Source organism: Pseudomonas syringae KCTC 12500, assembly GCF_000507185.2.
In the GTDB taxonomy this organism is placed as follows: Bacteria; Pseudomonadota; Gammaproteobacteria; order Pseudomonadales; family Pseudomonadaceae; genus Aquipseudomonas; species Aquipseudomonas syringae.
The window spans coordinates 3970201-3993342 of the sequence record NZ_AYTM02000002.1 but is presented as its reverse complement, the minus strand read 5'-3'; the positions used below and the strand labels follow the sequence as shown (position 1 = coordinate 3993342).

Here is a 23142-nt window from a genome sequence, read left to right as displayed (position 1 = left end):
CAGACTGTGTAGTGTCGACAACCCGGTAGCGAGAGGGGTTCCTGCTATCGTCAGCGTGGCGCGATATGCACCACCATCAGTTGCACGGTTTCGTTGCCGCGAAACTCGTTGAGGTCGAGTTTGTAGGCCAGCTCGACCCAGCGAATATTAGGGTTGGGCCAAATATCCCGGTCGACGCCAAACGCAATGCCATCGAGTTTGACGCTGCCGCACTCGGTCTTGAGCACCATCTTCAAGTGACGCTCGCCCACCACTCGCTGCTCGACCAGCTGAAACACGCCGTGGAACAAGGGCTCGGGGAAGTGCTGCCCCCAGGGACCGGCATTGCGCAGCGCGCGGGCCAGTTCCAGATGAAATTCCTCGACGGCCAGCGAGCCGTCGGACAGCAGACGCCCGGTCAGGTCCTGCTCGTCGAGCTGACGACGTACCTCCCGGTCGAATGCTTCGGCAAACGCCGGAAAGTTCTCTTCAGGCAGCGAGAGGCCTGCCGCCATGGCGTGACCACCGAACTTGCTGATCAGATGCGGATGACTGGCCGCCACGGCGTCCAGCGCATCGCGAATGTGAAACCCCGGTACCGAACGGGCCGAACCTTTGAGCACGCCCTCCCCGGCGCTGGCGAACGCGATGGTGGGACGGTGGTAACGTTCCTTGAGCCGCGAAGCAAGGATGCCAATGACACCCTGATGCCACTCGGCGTCGAACAGGCAGAGGCCGAACGGCATCGACTCCAGCGGCAGGTCCTTGAGCTGGGCGAGCGCCTCACGCTGCATGCCCTGCTCGATGGATTTGCGATCCTGGTTCAACTCGTCCAGTTGCACGGCCATTTCCCGCGCCAGGGTCGGGTCGTCGCAGAGCAGGCACTCAATCCCCAGGCTCATGTCATCCAGGCGCCCCGCCGCGTTCAGGCGTGGCCCGAGAATGAACCCCAGGTCGGTGGAGGTGATGCGCGAAGGTTCACGCCGGGCCACTTCCAGAATGGCGCGCAGCCCGGGTCGGGCACGCCCGGCACGAATGCGCATCAGCCCCTGATGGACCAGAATGCGGTTGTTGGCATCCAGCGGCACCACATCGGCCACGCTGCCCAGCGCAACCAGGTCCAGAAGCTCGCCCAGATTGGGCTGGGCACGCTGATTGCTCTCGAACCAGCCGGTCTCGCGCAGACGCGCTCGCAAGGCCATCAGCACGTAGAAAATGACCCCGACACCGGCCAGCGATTTGCTGGGAAAGGTACAGCCTGGCTGGTTCGGGTTGACGATGGCGTCGGCAGCCGGAAGCTCGTGGCCAGGCAAATGGTGATCGGTCACCAGTACTTGCAAGCCGGCCGCCTTGGCCGCCGCCACGCCCTCGACGCTCGAAATACCGTTATCCACGGTGATCAAAAGCTGAGGTTCGCGTTGCAACGCCACTTCGACGATTTCCGGCGTCAGGCCGTAGCCATATTCGAACCGGTTGGGCACCAGATAATCCACATGCGCCGCGCCCAGCAGACGCAGGCCCAGGACACCCACCGTGCTGGCAGTCGCGCCATCGGCGTCGAAATCGCCGACGATCAACATACGCTGGCCCTCGCGCAGCGCAGTCACCAGCAGGTCTACTGCCGCATCGATCCCCTTGAGTTGCTGATAGGGGATCAGCCGCGCCAGGCTTTTGTCCAGTTCGGCCTCGCAGGCCACACCTCGTGCTGCGTACAGACGTGTGAGCAGGGGCGGCAGGTCGCCAAGGAACGGCAAGGTGTCGGGCAATAGACGAGGTTCGATGCGCATGCGGGTCAGCTGATTCTCTTTGCAGTGTCGATGAATGTGATTTCGATCGGAACCGGCGGCTGTCAGCCGCGCTCGCCCGCAAGCCATTGCAACTGGACTTCATGCTGGCCGCGGTCGTCAGTGACGAACACCGTCCCTTCACTGATCATCACATCCCACTTGATGACCCGCGGCATATCCTTGGCCAGCACTTCCAGCACTTCCTGCGGGACGGCGGCGATATTGACGTTTTTCAGGTTCTTGATCGCCGGGATGACCTTGCCTTCCCAGACGCGCAGGCTGCCGTAGGCCAGCAGGCTGGTGCGTTCGGTACGGCGCGAGCACCAGGTCAGTCGGTCGGCGTCCGGCTGGCCCACTTCGATCCAGTGCAGAACCCGGTCATCCAGGCTTTTTTCCCACAGAGCGGGCTCGTCGACATCAGACAGGCCGCGACCGAACGACAACTGTTCGTTGTACCAGAAGGCATAGGCCAGCAGACGCACGGTCATGCGCTCTTCGGTTTCCGAAGGATGGCGGGCGATGGTCTGCTTGACGCTCTCGTACACGCCGCGATCGAGGTCGGTGAGGTTGAGTTCGAATTTGTAGGTCGTGGACGGCTGGGCCATGAACGGGCTTCTAGAGTCTGGAGGGAAGACGGCAAGTCTACCCGATGCCGGGCCTGTGAACGAACTTGCTCGCGCAAGGATGTGTTTGCCCCCCATTTGCAGGACGAACAAAAATCGATAGTTTGAAACAAATTTCTGATACATATCTGTGCTAATGACGATATGCGGCGAGCACCCGGACTCCCAACCGGGGCACCTGAATGTGACGCCACTGGCGCAGCGCCATTCAAAGAGCTGCCAACCCTACCTCAGACTGTTGAACCCTTTTCGAGGATGACACCCGCGAATGCCCCTTCCTGCCTCGTACTGTACAACGGCTCGATTGATGCTCGCCCTGTCGCTGGCTGCCATGCCGTGTATCAGCCAGGCCAGGGAGACGCTGACCTGGCTGATGCGCGACATCCCTCCTTCGACGATTTTTTCCGGTTCCATGCGCGGGCAAGGAGCAATTGATCAGCTGATGCCCTTGCTGACCGCGCAAATGCCCGAATACGATCATGTGCTGATGCGGGTCAACCGCGCCAGGGCTCTGCAAATGCTGAGCGACGACACGTCTCTCAGTTGTGATCCCACCATGCTGTGGACGGCAGAAAGAGCCAGAACCCTGCTTTTTTCCATACCGATCGGCGCCATCCTCAGCAGCGGTCTGATTGTGCGCAAGGAGGAAATGTCGAAGTTCGAGCCCTACGTCGAGGACGGAAAAATCGACGTCGCGGCCTTGATGGCCAGCCGGACGATCAAATTGGGCATCGTTGCCGAACGCAGCTATGGAGAGATGATCGACCACACGTTGCACGACGTCGATGAGGGCACCCTCGTCCCGCACTACGGTAACGATGCCGTCGGCAGCCTGCTGCAAATGGAGCGTCTGGAGCGTCTGCAAGCCTTTATCAGCTTCTGGCCGGAGGCGCGCTATCATGCCATGCAACAAGGCATAAGGCCGGAGGAACTGGCCTTCTTGCCGATCAAGGGCAATCCTGCATACCAGTTCGTCTACGTCAGCTGCAGCAGCTCGCCCGAGGGCGAGCAGGCCATCGCACTGGTCAACCGCGTGATGCGCGTGCTGCGCGAAACCAGCCTGATGGGCTTTTATGCGCAGTGGCTGGAACCTGCGCAACGGGCCGGCTACCTGGAGGACGTCAAGGCACTGCTGGACAAGGAATGACCAGACAAAAGAAACCCCGGGCAGAGGGGGACCTGCTCGGGGTAAACATGACCATTGTGGTCAGTACGTCAGCCCTTGATCACCGGAGCACAATGATCAAACCTGACGTAATGGATAGGAGTGCAGCGAACCCGTCAGGTTCCGGTATCGGAGACGTCGGTTAAGCAACTGTTAAGCAAATGATGGAGTGCCGGCAAACGTGCGGCTGATTGCAGCATTGCGCATGGCGGCAATGACGCAGGGTTCGATTCGACCCTCCGCAACCATCAGATCGCGGCGCAGACCGTCTACCACGTCGGTGAGCTGACGCTTGTCGCTCAGTTGATCAGCGCCAAATGCGCGTTCGATCACACTGGTGCCCGATTTGTCTTTCAGAGTCACCAGACGTTCGCCCCGAGAGCCGGCCGGGCCAATACTGGCCTGATAGGGAGCCAGCGCTTCGCTTAGCAGTAAGCTGATATTTTCCATCCGGATCACCACTCAACAGTTTGAATGCAAAGGTGCTAATCAATGACCATCGGCGACAGCAGAAAGTTCTTTCTATCGCCGAATCGCAGCACCTGTCTGTCATTTCGAGCATGCCTGTTGAATGTGACAAGGAAAAAACCGGACGCCAATGACAACAGAAAGCGAGCTTGTAGGAAGAATCCAACATAATTCCGCTACGCGTCCTACAAGGTGCCTATGCTCTTGATCACTGCGCTAAACACCTCCAGCGCGTGCAATACCCGTATAGCCTTTTCACGGAGCCACCTCTTGAGCGAGTCCGCTGATCGCCCGCTGCGGGTCATCGTGGCTGATGACCACCCGATTTTTCTCATCGGCCTGCGGGTCGTCCTGGAGCAGGACAATCTGGCCAGCGTCGTCGCCGAGGCCTGCAATCCGGACGAACTGCTCCAGGCACTCGAACGCCACGCATGCGATGTGCTGGTGACCGACTTCATGATGCCCGTCGAACGGCAGAACGATGGCCTGCGTCTGCTGCAGCGCATCCGCCGGGACTTTCCGACGCTGCCGGTGATCGTTGTCACGACCCTGAGCAATGCCGGACTGTTTCAGTCCATGCTCGACCTGGATGTCCGAGGTCTGTTGAGCAAGGCCAGCCTTGCCGGAGAGCTGCCTGCTGCCATCAAGGGGGTCAGGCGCGGTGAGCTTTTTGTCGCCGATTCGGTACGCAGCGTGCTGAGCGAAGCCCGTCAGCATGGCCCCGATGCGCTACTGCCGGCAGATCGCTTGTCGCCAAGGGAGCTGGAAGTGTTACGCCTGCTCTCGGCGGGCCATACGGTTGGCCGGATCGCTGCGCAACTCAATCGCAGCAAACAGACCGTCAGCGCTCAGAAAGTCGCCGCCATGCGTAAGCTCGGACTGGCCAATGACGCAGCCCTGTTCATTTATTTGCAGGAAAGCGGAATGTCCTGAAGCGGGTCGTCTCTGCAAACGGCGTGCAGGTGGCCGCTGTCACGCTCGGCGACCCAGCGCATGAACGCCGAGGCCGACATCGGGCGAGCGATGAAATACCCTTGAATGGCGGGATCGCCCAACGCCAGCAGACTGTGGACGTCTTCAATCGTCTCGACACCTTCAACCACGACCGACATCGACAGCCTCTGCGCCATCAGCAAGGCACCGGCCACCACCGCCGATTTACGCGCGTCGTCGGCCATGCCGCGCACGAACTCGGTCGGTATTTTCAGCTCGCTGAAAGGTAATTGCAGAAGACGGTCGATATTCGAGGCGCCCATACCAAAGTCATCGATAGACAACTTGCAGCCCTGCATGCATAACCTCAGCAGGCCTTCGAGCTGCCAGGTTTCCGGGCGCGCGGCGTCCTGCTCGAGAATTTCCAGGGTCAGCGCGGTGGCCGGCACGCCATGACGGGCAAGCGCTTGCGTGATCTGCTCGGCGAAATCCAGCTGTTGCAGCACTTGTGGGTCAATGTTGACGGCAACCGACAGCGCCTCACCCTGCTCGCGCATGGCCTGCGCAGAAAACTGCAGCGCCTGATCCAGCACCCGCCAGGTCAACGCAACGGTGAGTCCTTCAGCCTCGATGGCCTCGATAAATCGCCCGGGTGCCAGCAGGCCGTACACCGGATGCTGCCAGCGAACCAACGCTTCGGCGCCCAGCAACTCGCCCTGCAGACTGACCTTGGGTTGAAAATAGGTGATCCATTGTTCGGCGATGGACGCCACGTCTATCGCTCCGCTGCCGGTCGGGTCAAACAATTCGATGGCGCAAAGAGCGCTGAACGTGCTGCCCGACACTGCTTGCTCTATACAGTCTGAGCGGCCGGGTCCATACGCCTCGAGCAGCTCGTACAACGCCCCCGCGGAGGCCGGTTTCTGCATATAGCCCAGAACGTTCAGGCCTTGGGCGAGCGCCAGTTGCGCCACCCCTTCCAACACGCAGGCGGCAGAACAGCTGACAATGATCAGCGCGCGCGCCAGGCCGTTCTCAGCCATGAAGCGGATCAGCTCCAGACCATCAGGCCCTTCCATCTGCAAGTCACAGATCGCGATGTCGACAGGGCCGCGGCTTTGCAGGGAAAGCCTGGCGACCTCGACGCTGTCGGCCGCCAGCACATCGAACACCTGATTGGCGTTGAGCATCTGATGCAGAGCCATCAGCTGGAAAGGATGGTCTTCGAGAATGAGAACCTTGAGTGAGTGCACGATCACGCCTGCGGAGTCAGAGCCATCGGCCCGGGATAACGCCAACTGTAGCTCGTCCCGGACACCCGCCCCATAGGACATGTCCTAAACCCGCCACACTGTGTCGCTGGATTCAATTGCCTGACCCTGCGGTCTCGGGCACGGCCACCAGTTGCAATTCGATATCCGCGCGCAGACCGGTCATGGCCACTTCCAGTGCCTGCCAGCGTTCGGCCAGGCTGGCCGTGCTCTGCAGCCGAACACTGTCGTCCAGCGCGGCACAGGCCTTGGCAAGCGGCACTGCGTCAACCAGACTCGCAGCGCCCTTGAGCCGATGCAGACAGGCGCTCAGGGTCTTCCAGTCATTGGCCGACACCGCGGGCTCCAGCAACGCGTGCTCATGCCTGAGGTTCTTCCATAATTCGCTCAGCAACCGTTGCATCTGTTGCGGGTTGGCCTGAGTCATGGTTTGTAGCGTGCCGATGTCGAACGTCGGTTCACGTACCCGATCCGCCAACTCATGGGCCAGACGCGCCAGTGACAGCGGCTTGATCAGCAGGCCATCCATGCCTGCCTGCTCGCAACGTGCAGCCTCGTCACTCATTGCGTTGGCGGTACAGCCGATCACCGGGCAGCGCTGACGTTGCTCTTTCTCTTCGATCTGGCGAATGGCCTGGGTCAATGCATAGCCGCTGATACCCGGCATATTGCAGTCGGTGATGACCGCATCGAACACACCTTCGCACCAGCTCGACAACGCCGCCTTGCCGTCTTCGACAGCCGTTACCTGATGGCCAAGAAACTCCAGCTGCCGGGTCAACACCAGACGATTGGCGGACATGTCATCAACCACCAACAGATGAAGGCTACGCGTGTCGACAAGCACATCCGTCACATCGTCCGCGGGCAAAACCGGCTCGCTCACCCTGGTCAACGGCAGATCGATGGTGACCAGGGTCCCCTTGCCCGGCTCGCTGTGCAGGCTGATGTCGCCCTTCATCAGTTCCACCAGTTGCCGGGTAATACTCAACCCCAGCCCGCTGCCTCCGTAGTGTGCGGCCGTGTCATCGCTTGCCTGGGTGAAAGGTTGAAATACCTGCTGCTGACGCTGCGGATCGATACCTTCGCCGCTGTCCTGAATACCAATGCGCACACGCGTGGACTCAGGCGAGTCATGGGTCACGTCGAGCGTCACGACTACCGCACCTTGCCGGGTGAACTTCAAGGCGTTGCCCAGCACGTTATGCAGCACCTGACGCAATCTAAAGGGATCCAGCCAGTAGTCGCCGCGCGCCTGCCCGGAGAATTCCAGGCGCAGTTCCACGCCCTTTTCCCCAGCCTGCGCGGAAAAAAGCTCAATCACGCCGTCGAAAAGTCCTTGCAGGGACGTCACAGCCAGTGACAACTGCATGCCGCCCGCTTCGATTCTGGCCAGGTCAAGACTTTCGCCAATCAGCGCGACCAGTTCCGTAGCCGAGCGGTGAGCCACTTGCAGGCCCTGCGATGGAATCTTGCCCAGGCGCAAGGCTTGTTCGCATTCCAGTTCCAGCAAACCAATGATTGCCCCCATCGGCGTGCGAATTTCATGGCTCATGCTGGCCAGAAAAGCACTTTTTGCCTCATTGGCCTGATCGGCCAGGCGCATGGCTTCCTGAAGCTGCTGTTCCAGTTGCTTGCGCTCTGTGATATCGATCCAGCCGCCGAGCAGCCCCTGCAACTGTCCATCGGCAGCGAAGAAAGGCACCGTCCATTGCCAGACGTCCATACGTTTGCCCGGCAGTTCGATGGTGCGATCAGAAAAGACCGGCTGATGATTCTCCAGCAGAGTGAGGTAATCGGTATGCATCTGCTCGGCCAACGCACGCGGGATCAGATTGACATCCGTGAGGCGTCGGCCATTCATCTGTTCGAAACTGATGCCCAGGCTCTGCTCGTAGCTACGGTTACAGGAAATCAGGCGCCCTTTGAGATCGCGCACATAAATCGGATTAGGGATACCGTCGAGCAGAGCGTGTTTAAAGGCCAGTTGATCATTGAGCTGCCTTTGCACCCTTTGGCGCTGGCGAATCTGTACCTTGAGGCGACTGCTCCAGGTCAGCGACACCAGCCCGATCAGCAAAGCCAGAGACACGACCCAGAACACCCACGGCGGTATGCGCCCCCAGAGCGACGGCTGAGGCAGCGCCGAGCCCAGCCACTTCAGACGGATCGAGCGCAACTCGGCCACCGGAAACTCCTCCAGCGCCTTGTTCAGAATCCCCAGCAGTTCGGGCTGAGTCTTGATCACTGAAAATCTGTCGGGCGACCACTGGCCTTCGACACTTCTGGCAACTTTCAGTTGTCCGGACGGAAACAGGTAAGCCCCCACTTCATTCTGAATGGTCGCGTCGGCGGCACCACTTTCCACCAGCGCACGGGCCTGATCGTAGGTGTCCACCAGGCGCAGCTGGATCAAGGGGTGCTCGCGCCTGATCAGGTCCTCGAGCGCATGCCTGGCCGGCAGTGCCAGTACTTTCCCGGTCAGACTGTCGAGCGATATGTGCGACGAGCGGTCGGAGCGCACTACGAACATCCAGCTATTGCCGCCGAACGAATAGGTAAAATCCAGGAACCGTCGGCGCTCGGTATTTTCCGCGAGCGTCGTGTTCATGTCGGCCTGACCGGCGCGCAGCATGTCGATACTCAACTGCGTGGAGGGCAGTTCCTGATGGACGAACTGCAAGCCGGTCATGCGCGAGATACGTGACAGCACATCTGCGTTCAACCCCACCCAGTGGCCGTTCTTGTCTTTGTAGATATACGGTGGGTGCTGCACGGTCGCGATGGTCACACTCGGATGCTTGAGCAGCCAGCGTCGCTCGGCACTGGTGAGGCGAATGCGTTGTCCTTCAACGTCAGCGCCCAGCCCCATAGTCCAGCGGCCGAGCACTTCACGACTGGTCGAGGGTGCAATGCTGTCCAGGGCGCGATTGATGAAGGTCAGCAAGCGCTGCTCGTCACCCCGCACCGCAAAGGAAAACCCCACCGGGGGCAAACGACTTTCGAATTTGATCTGCAAACCGAGGTAGGGCCGCAGGGCGGTGTAGGCACGGACTATGACTTCGTTGCCGATGAAAACGTCCACTTCACCCTGACTCAAGGCTTCCAGAGCACTGTAGAGGTTAGGCGCAATAATGATCTGGCTGTCGGGATAAACGCGGTGCAGCACCTCCGAATCGGCATAGCCATCAAGCAGCACGACCTTCTTGCCAGCCAGGTTCGACGGCGGGCTCAGATCGTTACCGCGGCCAACGACTACCGATCGATCGGGCATGTATTCGGTTGAGAAGGACAGCCCCTTCACACCCCGCTCGAAACCATTGGCACTGGTCAGCAGGTCTATCTTGCCGCCGCGAAGCGCTTCGATAGCCTCGTCACGCTTGGCGTACCCGGTGACCTGCACCGGGAGGTTCAACTGGTCGCTGACCAGCCCCAGGTAATCGGCACTGATGCCCTGATAACGGTTGCGATCACTGGTGATATCGATCGGCTCGTAGTCTGCGATAGCAATGCCGACCCGAAGTACCTTGCGCTGGTCGAGCCAGGCACGGTCCTGATCTTTGAGCGCCAGATCCGCGGAAACCACAAAAGGGGCTGTCAGTGAAAACGGCAAGCTTTGCGCCGCATTGGCTGCTCCGGCAAAAATCAGCGCCAGCAATACCCATACCTTGCGCCATGCGCTGCATCCCGATGTACTGCCTGCCTCCCTGACTACGCTCTGCATACTTGCCTGCTTCACTACGAATGACTCAACTCTATGGTTCGAAAAACCAGCGAAGTTTGGCACGTAGAAACAGAAAGGCCCGCCAGATGGCGGGCCTAAAGTTGTTACACGACGCTTCTGTCAGAGCGGTTTACCGCGATTACCATGCTGGCTGACAAACGCCTGTATGGCTTTCAGGTCATTTGGCAGAACCGTACAGCGCTCGTCCCGCTCGAACAAATCAGACAAATGTGCAGGCAGTTCAAGCGCTTTTCCTACACCGGCTTTCTCCACCGCCTCCGGAAACTTGACCGGATGCGCCGTGCCCAGAATCACCATCGGCGTGTCCAGACTGCGGCGGCATTCGCGCGCAGCCTTCACCCCGATAGCGGTATGCGGGTCGAGCAACTCGCCGGTGCTGGCGAACACTTCGGCGATGGTCGTGCAGGTGTCTTCATCACTGACCGCCAGCGAATCGAACAGTTTGCGGGTCTCGGTCCAGCGCTCTTCTTCGACGCTGAAACCGCCGCCCTGGCGGAACGTGCTCATCAACTCGGCAATGGCAGCGCCGTTACGACCGTGCATGTCGAACAGCAGGCGCTCGAAGTTGGACGACACCATGATGTCCATGGAAGGCGACAGCGTGGCGTGCAGCGTTTCCTTGACGTACTGATTGCCGCTCATGAAGCGGTGCAGGATGTCGTTGCGGTTGGTGGCGACGATCAACTGGTTGATCGGCAGCCCCATGTTGCGCGCCAGATAACCGGCAAAGATATCGCCGAAGTTACCGGTCGGTACCGAGAACGATACCGAACGCGCAGGTCCGCCCAGTTGCAGCGACGCGTGGAAGTAGTAAACGATCTGGGCCATGATCCGCGCCCAGTTGATCGAGTTGACTGCGACCAGCGGTGTGCCCTTCAGGAAGCTCTGGTCAGCGAAGCTGGCCTTGACCATTTCCTGGCAGTCGTCGAAGTTGCCTTCGACTGCAATGTTATGAATGTTGTCGCCGAAGATGGTGGTCATCTGCCGACGTTGTACATCCGATACCCGGTTGTTCGGGTGCAGGATGAAAATGTCGACGTTATCGCAGCGACGGCAGCCTTCGATTGCCGCAGAACCGGTGTCGCCCGAGGTCGCGCCGATGATCACGACACGCTGGCCACGCTTGGCCAGAATGTAGTCGAGCAGGCGGCCAAGCAGTTGCAGTGCGAAGTCCTTGAAGGCCAGTGTCGGACCATGGAACAGTTCGAGCACCCACTCGTTGCCATGCAGCTGGCGCAGCGGCGCAACAGCACTGTGGGCAAACACGCCATAGGTCTCTTCGAGAATCTTTTTGAAGTCGGCATCCGGGATGCTGCCAGCCACGAAGGGGCGCATCACCCGGAAGGCGAGTTCGTGATAAGGCAGACCTGCCCACGAAGCGATCTCTTCCTGTGTGAAGCGCGGCAGGTTTTCCGGCACGTAGAGGCCGCCATCGCTGGCCAGACCAGTCAACAGCACGTCTTCGAAATTCAGGGCCGGCGCCTGGCCGCGAGTACTGATATAGCGCATGGGATCAAACCTTTGGTCTGTGCTGAAAGCCAGGGTTCCAAGGCTGCAAGGTCGAAACGACCGGCTTGCAGCCTGGAGCTGAGAGCTTGCAGTTGATGTTAATTAAGGTGCTCGACGCGGATACGAACCACCGGGCCAACCACGTCCTGCAGGGCTTCCAGGGCTTGAATGGCGTCATTGATACGCTGCTCCACTACCCGGTGTGTCAACAGGATCATCGGCACCAGGCCATCGTGTTCTTCGACATCCTTTTGCATGATCGATTCGATGTTGATACCACGCTCGGACAGGATGCTCGCGACCTGAGCCAGCACGCCCGGGTGATCCTTGGCTTGAATGCGCAGGTAATAGGCGCTCTCGCAGGCTTCGATCGGCAGGATCGGGTGGGCGGACAATGAATCTGGCTGGAAGGCCAGATGAGGCACGCGATTTTCGGGGTCAGAGGTCATCGCACGGACCACATCGACCAGATCGGCCACCACTGAAGATGCAGTGGGCTCCATGCCGGCACCTGCACCGTAGAACAGCGTCGAGCCAGACGCATCGCCATTGACCATCACAGCGTTCATGACGCCGTTGACGTTGGCGATCAGGCGATCGGCCGGGATCAACGTCGGGTGTACGCGCAGTTCGATGCCTTGAGACGTGCTGCGTGCAACGCCCAGGTGCTTGATGCGATAGCCCAGCGCTTCGGCATAGTTGACGTCTGCAGTCGTCAGCTTGGTGATGCCTTCGGTGTAGGCCTTGTCGAACTGCAGCGGAATGCCGAAGGCAATGGAGGCAAGGATGGTCAGCTTGTGTGCCGCATCGATTCCTTCGACGTCGAAGGTCGGATCGGCTTCGGCGTACCCCAACGCCTGAGCCTCGGCCAGAACATCGGCAAAGGTACGGCCCTTCTCGCGCATTTCGGTGAGGATAAAGTTGCCAGTGCCGTTGATGATGCCGGCAACCCAGTTGATGCGGTTTGCCGACAGGCCTTCGCGGATGGCCTTGATGACCGGAATACCACCGGCAACAGCTGCTTCAAAAGCGACGATAACGCCCTTCTCACGCGCCTTGGCGAAGATTTCATTGCCATGCACAGCGATCAGCGCCTTGTTGGCGGTTACCACGTGCTTGCCGTTTTCGATGGCCTTGAGCACCAGGTCGCGGGCAACGGTATAGCCGCCGATCAGTTCCACGACGATGTCGATTTCAGGGTTGGTCGCAATGGCAAACACATCGCTGGTGGTCGGCGTACCGGTAATCTGGCAATTGGGGTTTGGTGTACGAACCGCAATTTGCGCAACTTCGATTCCACGCCCGGCACGGCGGGCAATCTCCTCGGCGTTACGCTGAAGTACGTTGAAAGTACCGCCACCGACAGTACCCAGCCCACATATGCCTACTTTGACCGGTTTCACTGATGAACTCCCCGAAAAACAGCCGAACCTGAATCGGCTGTGGAAAAACGGCCGCATGGCGCCATGCGGCTGAAATTTTGACGACACTCCGGCTGCTTGCGCCCTGTCTGCACAAGGCGCGTCTGAAAACACCGGCTTATTTGGCGCCCAGTGCCAGCTTGGCAACCTGCGCCGCAGGCTGATAGCCCGGAATCACCTGACCGTCGGCCAGGACAATCGCAGGCGTGCCGTTGACGCCGATCGACTGGCCGAGCTCATATTGCTTGCTGACCGGATTGTCGCATTTGGCGGCCTTGATGTCCTTGCCATCGACCATACGGTCCATCGCGCCTTTGCGGTCCTTGGAGCACCAGACGGCCTGCAACTGCTCGTCACCCGGAGAGCCAAGCCCCTGACGCGGGAAGGCCAGGTAACGGACTTCGACACCCATCTTGTTCAACTGAGCGACTTCCTGATGCAGCTTGTGGCAATACGGACAGGTGGTGTCGGTGAATACCGTGATGTGAGACTTGGTCTCGCCCACCGCCGGATAGATCACCATCTCGGAAGCAGGAATGGCATTGATGGTCTTGGAAATGGCCAGACGCTCGGTCTTCTCGGTCAGGTTGACCGGCTTGCCGTTCTGCACCTGAAACAGGTAACCCTGCACCACGAACTGACCGTCGGCGCTGGCGTACAGGACGCGGCCGCCCTTGAGCTTCACTTCATAGAGGCCATTGAGCGGGCTCGGCGAAATACTCTCGACCGGCAGCTGCAATTCCAGCGAGTCGAGCGTCTTGCGGATGGCCTGATCGGGGGCTGCATCCGCCAGGGCAGACATACTGAAGGTGCCGGCCAGCATCAAAGCGGCGGCAGCGAAAATCTGTGGCAAACGCATGAAAACTCCTATGACGGCGGACAGGCTGGCAACTGTCGAAAAAAGGCGTGCCAGCCTTGATAGGCGAAACCGGCAAAGCCTACCACATAAGGCTCGCGGGGCCGACAGGCCGTCATGATTCGGGAGATTTCCCGGATGGATTGCAGACTTTTCCTGTGCAGATCGGAATGGGGCGGTCACAGCCCCCACCCCTGGCAACCCCTTACCCGCGCCTTGCGCTTTGACCGAGCCGTCTGCGTTGTAACGCTCAATGATTTTCAGCTTCAATACCGCATCGGTGCCGTCGCAATCAGTCATCCAGGCGAACCACGCCTTGTCTGGAAAATCTTCACGTTTGTAAGTCTGCATGAAGTTCTTGCTTCGCCACGATTTCAAATAAACCTCTTGAGCATCCGTGCGGTCAATCGAGAACTTACTGCCTCTGCAATCTGCTATCCCGGCCAGATAAGCATATCCAGATTCTTCTGATTTATGGACCCAACCGCCTTCGCTAACGGCTAAATAAATAGGCGGCTCTTGCTCGGGAGCCTGGGAGGCCGTTATTTGGTTTTCAGGCGGCGGTGTTCCGTCTTTGTAAACCGTTTCCTCATATAAGAGCTCCACACCTTGCCCTTCCTCCACCAATGATTCATTTTTTGAAAGCGTTGACGACACTTTATCCGGCGCCGCAAACCCTTTGAAAAACATAACGTAGTCGCCCTCATCATTGGGCTCAAAGTAAATCCTGATCGATTGTGTGAGCCTTGAATTGGCACAGAGCTCATCCACCTCTTCCAGCGCACCTCCTGCAGCAATTTTTGAAAACCCCAGCTTGGTACCGTCCTTCAGGTCAAGCGTCGCCAGAAATGAACGCTCTTTTTTTTCGTCAGACATGTCAATCATCCTTGATAGTGAGTTTCAGAAACCTCACCTGAATGATAGGTGCCAGCGGACACTGAGCGCATACATCAGTAGAACGATTGGTAATAATCATTCTTAAAACACCGCCTGACTCTCGAATCTATCAACAGAGCACTAACCCCGAGGATGATGCTTGGCATGCAATTCCTGCAACCGCGCGCGCGCCACATGGGTGTAGATCTGCGTCGTCGAGAGATCACTGTGCCCGAGCAACATCTGCACCACGCGCAAGTCAGCGCCGTGATTGAGCAGATGGGTGGCGAAGGCATGGCGAAGGGTGTGCGGTGACAGAGATTTGCCGATACCCGCAACAGTCGCCTGATGCTTGATACGGTGCCAGAAGGTCTGGCGGGTCATCTGGTCGCCGCGGGTGCTCGGGAACAGCACGTCGCTGGGCTTTCCGCCCAGCAACTCGTCGCGGGCACCGCGCAGGTAACGCTCGACCCAGACGATGGACTCTTCGCCCATGGGCACCAGTCGCTCCTTGCTGCCTTTGCCCATCACGCGCAGCACGCCCTGACGCAGATTGACCTGCTCCAGGGTCAGGCTGATCAGTTCGGTCACGCGCAGACCGCAGGCATACAGCACCTCAAGCATGGCGCGGTCACGTTCGCCGATGGGTTCGCTCAGGTCGGGAGCAGCAAGCAATGCTTCGACATCGGCTTCGGAAAGCGATTTTGGCAACGGTTTGCCCAACTGAGGCATGTCGATCTGCAAGGTAGGATCGACGGAAATCAGCTTTTCGCGCAGCAGATAGCGGTAGAAGCCACGTGCGCCGGACAGGAAACGCGCCGTGGAGCGAGGCTTGTAGGCATTCTCAACGCGCCAGGCAAGATGATCGAGGATGACTTCGCGCCCTGCACTGATCAGGTCAACGTTGCGCTCCTGCAGCCAGCCGTTGAACAGCGCCAGATCACTGCGGTAAGAATCCCGGGTATTGTCGGACAGCCCCTTCTCAAGCCAGAGCGCGTCCAGAAACCGGTCAATCAGCGGGTGGTCGATGGCAGCCATGTTCACTCAGTGCATGTGTCGGTAGACAAGGGATGAATCATCAAACAACAGACAGCAAAAAGGCAGCCCTGAGGCTGCCTTTTTTATGCATCGAAAAACTGTATCAGGACAGTTTTTCCTTGATGCGCGCTGCTTTACCGGACAGGTCACGCAGGTAGTACAGTTTGGCCTTGCGAACGTCACCGCGACGTTTCACAGCCATGCTGTCGATTTGCGGGCTGTAAGTCTGGAAAGTACGCTCAACGCCAACACCGTTGGAGATTTTACGAACAGTGAAAGCACTGTTCACGCCACGGTTACGCTTGGCAATTACAACGCCTTCGAATGCTTGCAGACGAGCGCGGTCGCCTTCCTTCACTTTAACCTGGACGACGATGGTGTCGCCTGGTGCAAAGGTAGGGATCTCTTTGGTCATCTGCTCTGCTTCGAGGGCAAGAATGATTTTGTTAGTCATGCTGGTGCTCCTAAGGTAATCCGTCTGGATCGACCATCGATACGTTAACTATCGTCCCGCTCGCGGATGTATTCCGCCAGCAGCTTCTTCTCTTCTCCAGAAAGCGAGCGGCTTTCCAGAAGATCAGCGCGTCGTTCATAGGTCCGCCCAAGGGACTGCTGTAAACGCCAACGCCGGATGTGCGCGTGATTGCCACTTAGCAACACGTCGGGAACACGCTGATCCGCATACACCTCAGGTCGGGTGTAATGCGGGCAATCCAGCAGACCGTCCGTGAAGGAATCTTCCTCCGCGGAGTCCACATGCCCTAAAGCTCCAGGCAGCAGCCGCGTAACCGCGTCAATCAGGACCATCGCCGGCAGCTCGCCACCGGAAAGAACATAGTCACCAATCGACCACTCTTCATCGACATGAGCATCAATAAAACGCTCGTCAATGCCTTCATAACGACCGGCGATGAGGATAATCGCTTCCTCCTGCGCCAGTTCGCGTACCGCAGACTGATTCAGCTGGCGGCCTTGTGGCGACAGGTAAATCACCTTCGCCGCATCCCCTGCCGCTTGCCTGGCCTGAACCAGAGCATCTTCAAGGGGCTTGATCTTCATCACCATGCCCGGACCACCGCCAAATGGGCGATCATCCACAGTGTGATGGCGATCAGTGGTGTAATCCCGCGGATTCCAACAAGTGAGCTGCAACAGCCCTTGTTTCACCGCACGGCTGGTAATGCCGTATTCGCTGATGGCGGAAAACATCTCGGGAAACAGACTGATGACTTCTATGCGCAGGCTGGCCATGGCATTCAGAAGTCCGCGTCCCAATCCACCTTCATCTCGCCAGCAGCCATATCGATTGCCAACACGCATTGCTCTGTATAGGGCAACAGGCGTTCACGATCATCCAGGCTACCCGCGCAGGGCTTTACAACCATTACATCGTTCGAACCGGTTTCGAGCAGGTGATCGATTTTCCCGAGCAATTGCCCGAGTTGGTCGATGACCTTCAGGCCTTCAAGCTGGTACCAGTAGTACTCGCCATCGTCCAGATCAGGGAACAGGTTACGCGGCACGCAGATTTCGTAACCGGACAGAAGACGTGCTTCTTCACGATCATCGAGACCCTTGAGCTTTGTGACCAGAAACTTGCTTTGCAAGCGTCCGCTGACCAGCTCCACCTGTTTATCAACGCTGCCTTCGCGCCGAAGCGTCCAGGTTTTGTAGTCCAACAGGTTTCCAATCGGATCAGTAAAGGAATAAACCTTCACTTCGCCGCGAACGCCATGAACCGAGTAAATCTTGCCAATGACGATCAGATCGTCGGCAGATGCAGGCGTCGCGCTCATAAGACTCAGGCCGCGGCCTTGGTCTTGTTGTGCTCTTTGAGCAGCTGGGCAACGCGCTCGGAAGTTTGTGCACCCACGCTCAACCAGTAGTTGACGCGTTCTTCGTTAACGGACAAACGGATTTCCTGACCACGGGCAACCGGGTTGAAGAAACCAACCTGTTCCTTGTGGGAACCGTCACGAGCGTTGCGGCTGTCGGTTACGGTCAGGTGGTAAAACGGGCGCTTTTTGGAGCCGCCAAGGGCAAGACGGATGGTTAGCATTGAACATCGTTCCTGTAGTCGGTGCTGCAAATCTAAGATGCACAGCGGGCATAGGTGCCCGAAAGGCCGCATATTCTAAGGAATATCCCGACTTTTGCAAATGTCTTTTTCCGGCGCCTATCGGCATGCCTTCCAGATTTGCGAGGGAGCTGTCGGTATGACAGCCGGCAAAAGCCCGCATAGTGCGGGCTGACTGGGGGTCACCCCCCAGATGGGACGCGTGCAAAGCCTCTTGCACGCGACGCAATTACATTTTTGGCATGCCGCCGCCGGGGAACATTCCACCCATGCCGCGCATCATTTTGGCCATTCCGCCCTTAGCGGAGAATTTCTTCATCATCTTCTGCATCTGCTTGTGCTGCTTGATCAGACGCCCGATGTCCTGAACCTGAGTGCCCGAACCCATCGCAATGCGGCGCTTGCGCGAACCACTGACCAGATCCGGATCACGGCGCTCGGCAGGGGTCATCGAGTTGATGATGGCTTCCATCTGCTTGAACTGTTTTTCCGCTGCGCCCTGGGCGTTGCCCATCTGCGACAGGTTGACGCCGCCGATGCTCGGCAGTTTGTCCATCAGGCCGCCAAGACCACCCATGTTCTTCATCTGCTGCAACTGGTCGCGGAAGTCTTCGAGGTCGAAGCCCTTGCCCTTCTTGAGCTTTTTCGCCAGCTTGTCGGCCTTGTCCTTGTCGAGGGTCTGTTCGGCCTGCTCGATAAGGCTGAGCACATCGCCCATGCCGAGGATGCGCGACGCGATGCGGTCCGGGTGAAACGGCTCCAGCGCCTCGCTCTTCTCGCCCATACCGATGAACTTGATCGGTTTGCCGGTAATGGCACGCACCGACAGCGCCGCACCACCGCGCGCATCACCGTCGACCTTGGTGAGGATCACGCCGGTCAGCGGCAGTGCGTCACCGAAGGCCTTGGCGGTGTTGGCCGCATCCTGGCCGGTCATGGCATCGACCACGAACAGCGTCTCGGCCGGTTTGACCGCCGCGTGCAGCGCCTGGATCTCGCCCATCATCTCGACATCGACGTGCAAACGACCGGCAGTGTCGACGATGACCACGTCAATGAACTTGAGCCTGGCTTCTTTAATGGCCGCCTGGGCGATGTCCACCGGCTTCTGGCTGATGTCGGAGGCGAAGAACGTCACGCCGATGTCGTTGGCCAGGGTTTCGAGCTGCTTGATGGCCGCGGGACGATAAACGTCGACCGACACCACCATCACGGTTTTCTTCTTGCGCTCTTTAAGGAAGCGCGCCAGCTTGCCGGCAGTGGTGGTCTTGCCCGCGCCCTGCAAACCCGCCATCAGGATGACGGCAGGCGGCGTGACGTTGAGCACCAGGTCTTCGTTGGCCGCACCCATCAGGCTTTCAAGTTCGGCCTGGACGATCTTCACGAACGCCTGACCCGGGGTCAGGCTGCGCGACACCTCAGTGCCGACGGCGCGTTCCTTGACGTTGTTGACGAAGTCTTTGACCACCGGCAAGGCGACGTCGGCTTCGAGCAACGCCATACGCACTTCGCGCAAGGTATCTTTGATGTTGTCCTCGTTCAGCTTGGCCTTGCCAGTAACATGGCGCAGCGTCTGCGAGAGGCGGTCAGTCAGATTTTCAAACATGCGCGATCCTTTCAGGCTCTCGTCGAACCCCGGTTGATGCGGCCCGGCCCGTAATGCAGAAATGGCGCTCGGCGAGCCTGCGGCTTGAGCAGGTCGCAGATTATAGCGAAGACTCCGTCGCACGGACACCACGCAGACTGCTTCTGTGGTCTTTCGTGATTTACCGGTTCTATGCCAAACTCAGCGTCTTTCAGGCCCGTCCATCAGGATCTATGTCCCCTTTGCCACCCAGCCTGCTTCCCAGCCTCGCCGCCGCCATCATCTATGCCGCTGCGACCGTCTATCAGAGCCTGCGTCTGAGCCAGGCCGTCAAGCCCGACAAGCGGCTGCTTTGCGTGCTCGGTACGCTGGCGGTCATCGCACATGCCATTGGTCTGTTTTCCCAACTGATGCACTCGGTCGGCCTTGGCCTGGACTTTTTCAACTCCGCCAGCCTTATCGCGGCTTCGGTGATCGTCGTCACCCTGATCGCCACGTCGCGCATCCCGGTGGAAAACCTGCTGGTGCTGTTGTTCCCGCTGGGCATGGTTACTGTACTGCTCGCCCAGTTCGCCCCTAGCGGCACCGTGCAGCCGATTATGGAAGAGCCCGGCATACTCAGCCACATCCTGCTGTCGCTGCTGGCTTACGGGATGTTTACCATTGCTGCATTCCAGGCACTGCTGCTGCTGTTGCAGGACTATCGCCTCAAGCACAAGCACCCTTCCGGGCTGATCAAGAACTTCCCGCCGTTGCAAACCATGGAAAGCCTGCTGTTCGGCTTCCTGTGGGCTGGCTGGTCGTTGCTCTCGCTGTCGCTGATTTCCGGCTGGCTGTTCGTCGAAAACCTGTTTGCCCAGCATCTGGTGCACAAGACCCTGCTGGCCTGCCTGGCCTGGATCGTGTTCAGTGTGCTGCTATGGGGCCGTAACCGCCTTGGATGGCGTGGGCACAAGGCTATTCGCTGGACCCTGGGCGGCTTCTGCCTGCTGATGCTCGCCTATTTCGGCAGCAAGCTGGTACGCGAATTCATCCTGCACATCTGACGGGCCCTGATCATGGATAATCTGCCCCTGGGCCCGTTGCTCGGTGTCCTCGCCCTACTGCTGCTGTGGGCCGGCCTGCTGACCGCGGTCGAGGCCGCTCATCATCAGGTCAAGGCGATGCGCGCCGCCAGCCGCCCGGAAAAGTCGGCGCCGCTCCCCGAGCTGGCGTTCAACCTGAACAGTCTGATTCTGGGCAATACCCTGATCAGGGTACTGATCACCGTCATCGCGACGCTTATCGCCGCCAATTACTGGTTCTACAACGGTCCGACCGTGGCCTGGCTCGGTACTGTGAGCATCATGCTGGTGTTCGCCGAATACATGCCCCGCCGCCTGGCGAACCGCCACCCTGTCTCGACGCTGCTGCTGGGCAACAGCGTACTGCGCATTCCGATGAAGATCGTCTGGCCGCTGGCCTACGTGTTCAATGTTCTGGCCAAGACACTGCTGCGCCCCTTCCTGTCACGTGCTGTACAGCAGCAGGATCAGGCCTTCGAAGACGATACGCAAAACACTCCACGCAACGATGCTGCTCAGGAATATTCGCCACGCGCCAGCGTGCTCTCAGGGATTCGTGCGCTGGACAGCATTACGGTCAATGACATCCTGATCCCGCGCAACGAAGTGGACGGCGTCAACCTTGATGACCCCATGGAAATGATCATCGAACGCCTGATCATTTCACGGCACACGCGCCTGCCGGTTTATCACAACGACATCAATCAGGTGCAAGGCGTCATCAATACCCGTGACATCAGCCACCTGCTGCCCAAGGGCACCTTGACCAAGGAGCAGTTGCTGGCGGTCTGCTACGAGCCTTATTTCGTGCCGGAAAGCACCCCGTTGCAGTTGCAGTTGCTGAATTTTCACAAACAGCAACGGCGTCTCGGCGTGGTGGTCGATGAATACGGCGAAGTGCTGGGCATCGTCACCCTCGAGGATATTCTCGAAGAGATTGTCGGCGAGTTCGAAAGCGAGCAGCGACTGGATAACCCGCACGTCAAACAACAGGACGACGGGCGTCTGGAAGTCGAAGGCGCAGCGTCCATCCGCGATTTGAACAAGAGCCTTAGCTGGCACCTGCCCTCAGACGGTCCGAAAACTGTCAACGGACTGGTTACCGAAGCACTCGAGACCATCCCGGACGCTCCGGTGTGCTTGAAGATAGGGCCTTACCGACTGGAAATCCTCGAGACCGAGGACAACCGAGTCAAGCGTGTCGCCATGTGGCAGAACACACTGGTCCGCACCTTCAAATAGCTAAATAGCTGTCTGCCTTCAAATAGATTCCTGCACCGCCCTTGCCTCTCGACCCATTCGGGTTACTCTGCTCGACGCTGTAACCACAATCACAATAAATGCACGCTTGCCGGAGTACGGTCGTTGCCGACCGGCGAGTCGACTGTCAGGAAATCCGCATGACCAGCACCCTGCTCTCTCGCGAAGACCAAGACGCGCCCGCAAAGCCGGTGAATTCGACGACCCGCGTCGCTACGGCCAGCTTCATCGGCACAGCCATCGAGTTCTACGACTTTTACGTTTATGCCACCGCCGCCGCTCTGGTGATCGGTCCGGTATTTTTCCCACAGACCTCGGGCACAGCCCAGATGCTGTCGTCATTTCTGACCTTCGGCATCGCCTTTCTCGCTCGCCCCCTGGGGTCGGCGCTGTTCGGTCACTTCGGCGACCGGATCGGACGCAAGTCGACGCTGGTGGCCTCGCTGCTGTTGATGGGTATCTGCACCACGCTGATCGGCGTATTGCCCGGTTACGCGACGATCGGGGCATGGGCGCCGATTCTGTTATGTGTGCTGCGTTTCGGTCAGGGACTTGGCCTGGGTGGCGAATGGGGTGGCGCGGCGCTGCTGGCGACCGAGAATGCCCCGAAAGGCAAGCGCGCCTGGTTCGGCATGTTTCCGCAACTGGGCCCTTCGATCGGCTTCCTCGCAGCCAACGGCCTGTTTCTGGCGCTGGCCATGACCCTGGATGACGAGCAGTTCCGTTCGTGGGGCTGGCGGATTCCATTTCTGCTCAGTGCCGTACTGGTCATGGTCGGGCTTTACGTGCGCCTGAAGCTGGAAGAAACACCCGTGTTCGCCAAGGCCATGGCTCGTCACCAACGGGTCAGCCTGCCAATCGTGGAGACCTTCAGCCAGCACTGGAAACCCATGCTGCTCGGTGCAGCGTCGATGGTGGTCTGCTACGCGCTGTTTTATATCTCAACGGTGTTTTCGTTGAGCTACGGCGTGGCCACGCTGGGCTATACCCGTGAGACATTCCTGGGGCTGCTGTGCTTTGCGGTGCTGTTCATGGCGGCGGCAACACCACTGGCCGCACTGGCGAGTGATCGCTTCGGGCGCAAGCCAGTGTTGATTGCGGGTGGTGTGCTGGCGATCCTGTCAGGTTTCACCATGGAGCCGCTGTTGACCCACGGCAGCACCTGGGCTGTGGCGCTGTTTCTGTGCATCGAACTGTTTCTGATGGGCATCACGTTCGCGCCGATGGGCGCGCTGCTACCGGAGCTGTTCCCGACACAGGTCCGCTACACCGGGGCATCGGCGGCCTACAACCTGGGTGGAATCGTCGGAGCGTCGGTCGCCCCCTTTTTCGCCCAGAAACTGGTGGCGATGGGTGGCCTGAGCTGGGTGGGCGGGTATGTGTCTGCAGCAGCGCTGATCAGCGTGCTGGCGGTGTTGAGCCTGAAAGAGACGAGAGATAGAGAGCTTTGAGCTGCAAGCTGCAAGCTGCAAGAAGAAGCGTGGT

The 23142-nt window shown here is 59.0% G+C and carries 19 protein-coding genes and 2 pseudogenes; 5 read left to right on the top strand and 16 right to left on the bottom strand.

Translation table 11 applies throughout. From position 1 onward, the window contains the following. Nucleotides 1-50: 50 nt before the first annotated feature. Both recJ and V476_RS18195 read right to left on the bottom strand, forming a co-directional pair. Complete coding sequence (gene recJ / locus V476_RS18200; protein WP_024960277.1) at nt 51-1766, bottom strand: single-stranded-DNA-specific exonuclease RecJ; 1716 nt, start codon at nt 1764-1766, stop codon at nt 51-53. Between the two features lie 62 nt (nt 1767-1828). Further along, nucleotides 1829-2371, bottom strand: a complete 543-nt coding sequence (locus V476_RS18195; RefSeq protein WP_003314240.1) for a YaeQ family protein — start codon at nt 2369-2371, stop codon at nt 1829-1831. A gap of 325 nt (nt 2372-2696) precedes the next feature. Here V476_RS18195 and V476_RS18190 point away from each other — a divergent pair, with 325 nt between their 5' ends. Further along, entirely contained in the window at nt 2697-3536 is an 840-nt protein-coding gene (locus V476_RS18190; RefSeq protein WP_032629282.1) for a TIGR02285 family protein, read from the top strand. A 171-nt stretch (nt 3537-3707) separates the two neighbouring features. Here the strand turns inward: V476_RS18190 and V476_RS18185 are convergent, their stop codons facing one another. Further along, entirely contained in the window at nt 3708-4004 is a 297-nt protein-coding gene (locus V476_RS18185) for a DUF3509 domain-containing protein (protein WP_024960279.1), read from the bottom strand. A gap of 288 nt (nt 4005-4292) precedes the next feature. On the opposite strand from V476_RS18185, the gene V476_RS18180 reads away from it, so the two are divergent. Further along, entirely contained in the window at nt 4293-4955 is a 663-nt protein-coding gene (locus V476_RS18180) for a response regulator (protein WP_003421986.1), read from the top strand. On the opposite strand, the gene V476_RS18175 is transcribed toward V476_RS18180, so the two are convergent. The 13 genes and pseudogenes from V476_RS18175 to ffh form a co-directional block, all read right to left on the bottom strand. Next, nucleotides 4928-6208, bottom strand: a complete 1281-nt coding sequence (locus V476_RS18175; protein ID WP_444547614.1) for an EAL domain-containing response regulator — start codon at nt 6206-6208, stop codon at nt 4928-4930. The two genes, V476_RS18180 and V476_RS18175, sit on opposite strands and share 28 nt — an antisense overlap. Before the next feature lie 112 nt (nt 6209-6320). Continuing rightward, entirely contained in the window at nt 6321-9950 is a 3630-nt protein-coding gene (locus V476_RS18170; RefSeq protein WP_050428339.1) for an ATP-binding protein, read from the bottom strand. A 120-nt stretch (nt 9951-10070) separates the two neighbouring features. Further along, nucleotides 10071-11480 (bottom strand): threonine synthase, encoded by a 1410-nt coding sequence (gene thrC, locus V476_RS18165; RefSeq protein WP_003314231.1) that lies wholly within the window; start codon nt 11478-11480, stop codon nt 10071-10073. A gap of 98 nt (nt 11481-11578) precedes the next feature. Continuing rightward, nucleotides 11579-12883 (bottom strand): homoserine dehydrogenase, encoded by a 1305-nt coding sequence (locus tag V476_RS18160; RefSeq protein WP_003339661.1) that lies wholly within the window; start codon nt 12881-12883, stop codon nt 11579-11581. A 136-nt stretch (nt 12884-13019) separates the two neighbouring features. Further along, nucleotides 13020-13760 carry a bifunctional protein-disulfide isomerase/oxidoreductase DsbC gene (gene dsbC / locus V476_RS18155; RefSeq protein WP_003421979.1) on the bottom strand — a complete coding sequence of 247 codons (741 nt, stop codon included), beginning with the start codon at nt 13758-13760 and terminating at the stop codon, nt 13020-13022. Between the two features lie 219 nt (nt 13761-13979). Next, nucleotides 13980-14273 (bottom strand): annotated as a pseudogene (locus tag V476_RS29400) (hypothetical protein); the annotation flags it as partial. Nucleotides 14274-14404: 131 nt separating this feature from the next. Next, a pseudogene (locus V476_RS29395) lies at nt 14405-14633 on the bottom strand (hypothetical protein); the annotation flags it as partial. Between the two features lie 141 nt (nt 14634-14774). Continuing rightward, nucleotides 14775-15671, bottom strand: coding sequence for a site-specific tyrosine recombinase XerD (gene xerD, locus V476_RS18150; RefSeq protein ID WP_003391200.1), 897 nt, complete (start codon nt 15669-15671; stop codon nt 14775-14777). 103 nt (nt 15672-15774) lie between these two features. Further along, entirely contained in the window at nt 15775-16125 is a 351-nt protein-coding gene (rplS, locus tag V476_RS18145; protein WP_002552524.1) for a 50S ribosomal protein L19, read from the bottom strand. Nucleotides 16126-16169: 44 nt separating this feature from the next. After that, the gene (gene trmD, locus V476_RS18140) at nt 16170-16922 is read right to left on the bottom strand and encodes a tRNA (guanosine(37)-N1)-methyltransferase TrmD (RefSeq protein WP_002552523.1); all 753 of its coding nucleotides are present in this window, start codon (nt 16920-16922) and stop codon (nt 16170-16172) included. 5 nt (nt 16923-16927) lie between these two features. Beyond that, nucleotides 16928-17467, bottom strand: coding sequence for a ribosome maturation factor RimM (gene rimM, locus V476_RS18135; protein WP_003314225.1), 540 nt, complete (start codon nt 17465-17467; stop codon nt 16928-16930). Between the two features lie 5 nt (nt 17468-17472). Continuing rightward, entirely contained in the window at nt 17473-17730 is a 258-nt protein-coding gene (gene rpsP, locus V476_RS18130) for a 30S ribosomal protein S16 (RefSeq protein ID WP_002552521.1), read from the bottom strand. 247 nt (nt 17731-17977) lie between these two features. Beyond that, nucleotides 17978-19354, bottom strand: a complete 1377-nt coding sequence (gene ffh / locus V476_RS18125; protein ID WP_004406399.1) for a signal recognition particle protein — start codon at nt 19352-19354, stop codon at nt 17978-17980. Between the two features lie 212 nt (nt 19355-19566). Here ffh and V476_RS18120 point away from each other — a divergent pair, with 212 nt between their 5' ends. The 3 genes from V476_RS18120 to V476_RS18110 all read left to right on the top strand — a co-directional run bounded on the left by V476_RS18120 (nt 19567) and on the right by V476_RS18110 (nt 23108). After that, the gene (locus V476_RS18120) at nt 19567-20379 is read left to right on the top strand and encodes a cytochrome C assembly family protein (protein WP_024960282.1); all 813 of its coding nucleotides are present in this window, start codon (nt 19567-19569) and stop codon (nt 20377-20379) included. Nucleotides 20380-20391: 12 nt separating this feature from the next. Beyond that, entirely contained in the window at nt 20392-21639 is a 1248-nt protein-coding gene (locus V476_RS18115; protein WP_024960283.1) for a CNNM domain-containing protein, read from the top strand. Nucleotides 21640-21797: 158 nt separating this feature from the next. Then, nucleotides 21798-23108: an MFS transporter gene (locus tag V476_RS18110; protein WP_024960284.1), complete on the top strand. Its 1311-nt coding sequence runs from the start codon at nt 21798-21800 to the stop codon at nt 23106-23108. Nucleotides 23109-23142: the final 34 nt, after the last annotated feature.

What these genes read in the sequence shown, in the direction of transcription:
- recJ (WP_024960277.1), bottom strand. Translation starts at nt 1,766, where the DNA reads ATGCGCATCGAACCTCGTCTATTGCCCGACACCTTGCCGTTCCTTGGC.
- V476_RS18195 (WP_003314240.1), bottom strand. Translation starts at nt 2,371, where the DNA reads ATGGCCCAGCCGTCCACGACCTACAAATTCGAACTCAACCTCACCGAC.
- V476_RS18190 (WP_032629282.1), top strand. Translation starts at nt 2,697, where the DNA reads ATGCTCGCCCTGTCGCTGGCTGCCATGCCGTGTATCAGCCAGGCCAGG.
- V476_RS18185 (WP_024960279.1), bottom strand. Translation starts at nt 4,004, where the DNA reads ATGGAAAATATCAGCTTACTGCTAAGCGAAGCGCTGGCTCCCTATCAG.
- V476_RS18170 (WP_050428339.1), bottom strand. Translation starts at nt 9,950, where the DNA reads ATGCAGAGCGTAGTCAGGGAGGCAGGCAGTACATCGGGATGCAGCGCA.
- thrC (WP_003314231.1), bottom strand. Translation starts at nt 11,480, where the DNA reads ATGCGCTATATCAGTACTCGCGGCCAGGCGCCGGCCCTGAATTTCGAA.
- dsbC (WP_003421979.1), bottom strand. Translation starts at nt 13,760, where the DNA reads ATGCGTTTGCCACAGATTTTCGCTGCCGCCGCTTTGATGCTGGCCGGC.
- xerD (WP_003391200.1), bottom strand. Translation starts at nt 15,671, where the DNA reads ATGGCTGCCATCGACCACCCGCTGATTGACCGGTTTCTGGACGCGCTC.
- rplS (WP_002552524.1), bottom strand. Translation starts at nt 16,125, where the DNA reads ATGACTAACAAAATCATTCTTGCCCTCGAAGCAGAGCAGATGACCAAA.
- trmD (WP_002552523.1), bottom strand. Translation starts at nt 16,922, where the DNA reads ATGGCCAGCCTGCGCATAGAAGTCATCAGTCTGTTTCCCGAGATGTTT.
- rimM (WP_003314225.1), bottom strand. Translation starts at nt 17,467, where the DNA reads ATGAGCGCGACGCCTGCATCTGCCGACGATCTGATCGTCATTGGCAAG.
- rpsP (WP_002552521.1), bottom strand. Translation starts at nt 17,730, where the DNA reads ATGCTAACCATCCGTCTTGCCCTTGGCGGCTCCAAAAAGCGCCCGTTT.
- ffh (WP_004406399.1), bottom strand. Translation starts at nt 19,354, where the DNA reads ATGTTTGAAAATCTGACTGACCGCCTCTCGCAGACGCTGCGCCATGTT.
- V476_RS18120 (WP_024960282.1), top strand. Translation starts at nt 19,567, where the DNA reads ATGTCCCCTTTGCCACCCAGCCTGCTTCCCAGCCTCGCCGCCGCCATC.
- V476_RS18115 (WP_024960283.1), top strand. Translation starts at nt 20,392, where the DNA reads ATGGATAATCTGCCCCTGGGCCCGTTGCTCGGTGTCCTCGCCCTACTG.
- V476_RS18110 (WP_024960284.1), top strand. Translation starts at nt 21,798, where the DNA reads ATGACCAGCACCCTGCTCTCTCGCGAAGACCAAGACGCGCCCGCAAAG.